Source organism: Paenibacillus ihuae (assembly GCF_001368795.1).
Classification (GTDB): Bacteria; Bacillota; Bacilli; order Paenibacillales; family Paenibacillaceae; genus Paenibacillus_AQ; species Paenibacillus_AQ ihuae.
In genome coordinates this window covers 204,098-207,335 of the sequence record NZ_LN831201.1, presented here as the reverse complement: position 1 = coordinate 207,335, position 3,238 = coordinate 204,098, and the positions used below count along the sequence as shown (strand labels likewise).

At 58.5% G+C, this 3,238-nt stretch carries 2 protein-coding genes and 1 pseudogene; all 3 read left to right on the top strand.

The window, feature by feature from the left end:
* The first annotated feature begins 309 nt into the window (after positions 1-309).
* Positions 310-717 carry a GNAT family N-acetyltransferase gene (locus tag AQR02_RS25335; protein ID WP_054943157.1) on the top strand — a complete coding sequence of 136 codons (408 nt, stop codon included), beginning with the start codon at positions 310-312 and terminating at the stop codon, positions 715-717.
* Between the two features lie 93 nt (positions 718-810).
* Positions 811-1,443 carry an NAD(P)-dependent oxidoreductase gene (locus AQR02_RS25330; protein ID WP_054943156.1) on the top strand — a complete coding sequence of 211 codons (633 nt, stop codon included), beginning with the start codon at positions 811-813 and terminating at the stop codon, positions 1,441-1,443.
* Positions 1,444-1,992: 549 nt separating this feature from the next.
* Positions 1,993-3,238 (top strand): annotated as a pseudogene (locus AQR02_RS25325) (NAD(P)H-hydrate epimerase); the annotation flags it as partial.

The following is a 3,238-nucleotide window of genomic DNA, read 5'->3' as shown; positions in this document are numbered from 1 at the left end:
CCTCGTACGCAAAAGTCCCCCATTTAAACAATTTTCCTAAGGATGACATGATTCCTCACCGGTCCTTTTCAAGTTAATAGGTTGGCTTCGTCTGTTATTAGTTACCCGTCTTTATGGACTGAGAATATGCAGGGGTACAGTTTCATGGATTTCCTTATAGTTTACGTCAAGATAAGCTATACGTTTCAAAACCAGTGCTGAGTTTATCCGGGCCCGGCTTGATTGCGGCTGCTGCTGTCGTATATATTGGTAACAGTATGGATGCCTGCAAGCAGGCTTGGGCAGAGAACGGGGGAGAAGAGCGTGGGGATGACAGGAAAACCGGAGATCCGCTATGTGCCTCCTACAGTAGAGCAGTATCTGGCCCTGAGGGTGGAAGCGGGGCTAAGTCCGATGAGTGCTGAGGGTGCTGAGTCGGGGCTTCCGCGTTCTTGTTTTGCGGTAACGTTATACGACGGGGAGCTGCTGATTGGAATGGGGCGTGTGATCGGGGACGGAGGCTGTTTTTTTCAAGTCACGGATATCGCCGTCAAACCCTCTTACCAGGGGCAAGGATTAGGCAAACTGATTGTGCGTGAAATCCGGGATTATCTGGATACTATTCCCGCACAGTCCTATGTCAGTCTTATCGCGGACGGGGAGGCAGCGAAGCTGTACGGGCAGTATGGCTTTGTTCCGGTAATGCCGGATTCGCAGGGGATGTTTCTGCGGCGGTGAGGTTAATAATTGGATAGACGACAGCAGAGGCAGACCCCACATTGTGGGGTTATTTTTAGCTGATTACAGGTTCAGGAAAGTGAGGAAGCAGGGATGGATGTTGTAGTGTTCGGTGCCTCAGGAACGATAGGGAAAGCGATTGTACAGGAAGCGTTAAAAAGAAAACACGAGGTGACTGCTGCCGTCCGCAATCCGGAATCCATAGAGCTGCAGCATGAGCGTCTGCAGATTGTATCCGCAGATATTCTGGATCCGGCATCCGTAGCTGCAGCGGTATCGGGCCACGGGGAAATTATCAGTGCCTTCGGCCCCGGCCCCGGGCAGGAGAACGATCTGCTCAGGGCGGCAGAATCGCTGCTGGAAGGGATGCAGCAGGCCGGTGTAGCCCGCCTGATTATTGTAGGCGGGGCAGGCAGCCTTAAGACGGAGTCTGGTGAATGGCTGATGGATACGCCCGGGTTCCCGGAGGCCCTCCGGCCGCTGGCTGCCGCTCATGCACATGCTTATGAAATCTATAGGAGCTCAGAGCTGGATTATACGTACATCAGTCCGCCCGCTGCCATTATTTCCGGCCGCCGGACCGGCATGTTCCGGATTGGCCTGGACCGGCTGATTACGGATGAGGACGGGAAGAGCAGCATCAGTGTGGAGGATTTTGCGGTAGCTGTGGTGGATGAGCTGGAGGAAGGCAATTTCAGCCGTGAACGGTTTACTGTAGCTTATTAAGCGCGGTGAATCGGGGAAGATATAACAAGGAATGGTTTGGACAGGCAGGGATTCTGTCCCGGCGGATAGGGGTAAGGCTTATTGCATAATACGCTGTAAGGCTTACCCTTTACTTAAATATTGATTGTCGGGTTGCATGTTGATTAATGGATAAAAGTAAGACGAAGGGCCGTGCAGCTGGCATAAGGGAGCTCTCTGCAAATCACTGAAACGAGAACAATTTACTAAAAAGCGGGAGTGGAAGGGCTGAGGTGAATTAGTGGGCTACAGAGTCCTCCCACTAATTTTTTCCGAGCGACGGGGAGAGACCGTAGTGGGATTTTCTCCTACTAATTTCTTCTGGGGGGATGGGGAGAGGACCGTAGTGGATTTCCTCCCACTAATTTCTCCCCTTTGGATTAAAATCAGCGTTACTTGGGAAATTAGATTGAGTTTTTCCATTTAAAGTCCGATCTAAGTTGAAAACGAGTGAATTAGTTGGAGTTTTTCCACTATAGCTGGACACAGTCCAACAGGTCTGCACATTGTGCAGCGGAAGGGATGGGGACAATGGATCTAGTCACTGCGGAGCAAATGCGGCAGCTGGACCGTTTGACGATAGAGAAGCTGGGCATTCCGGCAATTGCTCTGATGGAGAATGCCGGACGGGCAATTGCCGAGGAAGTGGTAGCGCTGTGCCGGCGCGGAGGAAGTGCCTATGGTGAGCGGGCTGGCCGGAGCGGAAGCGGCTTTGCGGTCAGCGGCGACCGGGCGCTGACCCTGGACGCTGCCGGCGAGCATTGGCTGATCCTCGCCGGCAAGGGCAACAACGGCGGCGATGGCCTCGCCGCCGCCAGGTACCTGCGTGAGGCTGGCATCGCCGTCACGCTGGTGTACGCGGCCGCGCCGGAGTCGCTGGCCGGCGAAGCGGCCGTGCAGCGGGACGCCGCAGCGGCCCTGGGGCTGCCGGCCGTAGTCTACGGCCGGGACGTCATTGACTTTGCCGCCTGCAGCGGCATCGTCGATGCGCTGCTCGGCACCGGCAGCGCGGGCGCCCCGCGCGGGGCCTATGCGGCCCTGATTGCCGCCGCGAACAGCAGCGGCAAAAGAATTGTGTCCGCGGACATCCCGAGCGGGCTGAACGCGGACACGGGCGAGCTGCATGAGCCGTGCATTCATGCAGCAGTGACCGTATGCCTCGCGTTTCTCAAGCGGGGCCTGGTGCAGTATCCCGGCGCCGGGGCCGCCGGGCAGGTCGTGGTCCGCTCCATCGGCATCCCTGCTGCCTCGGCCCGTGAGGCCGGGGTGCAGGCCAGCCTGCTGACCCCGGAAGTGCTGCGGACACGTCTGGGAGTCGACGTGTCGCGCCGCCGCTCGCCCGAGGGCCACAAGGGCACCTACGGGCATGTCCTGCTGGCGGCGGGAAGCCTTGCGATGAGCGGCGCGGGTCTGCTCGCGGCCCGGGCCGCGCTGCGGGGAGGCTGCGGTCTGGTGACCTGGGCGCTGCCGGACAAGCTGCTGCCTTATGTAATCGGTGCCGCACCGGAGCTCATGCTGGCCGCGGCCGGCGGCAGGGAGGACGGCACCTGGAATGCGGGGACAGCTGCCGAGGTGCTGCGGCTCGGCGCTGTACGCGATGTGACCGCCACCGGTCCCGGCCTTGGCCGGTTTGAAGGGGACGGGGAATGGCTCCGCATGCTGTGGGAAGGCACCAAGGGACCGCTGGTACTGGATGCCGATGCCCTTAACATCCTGGCGGACTATGACTATTCGGCCTGGTCCAGCCCCGGCCGGCCCGTCATTCTTACGCCGCATC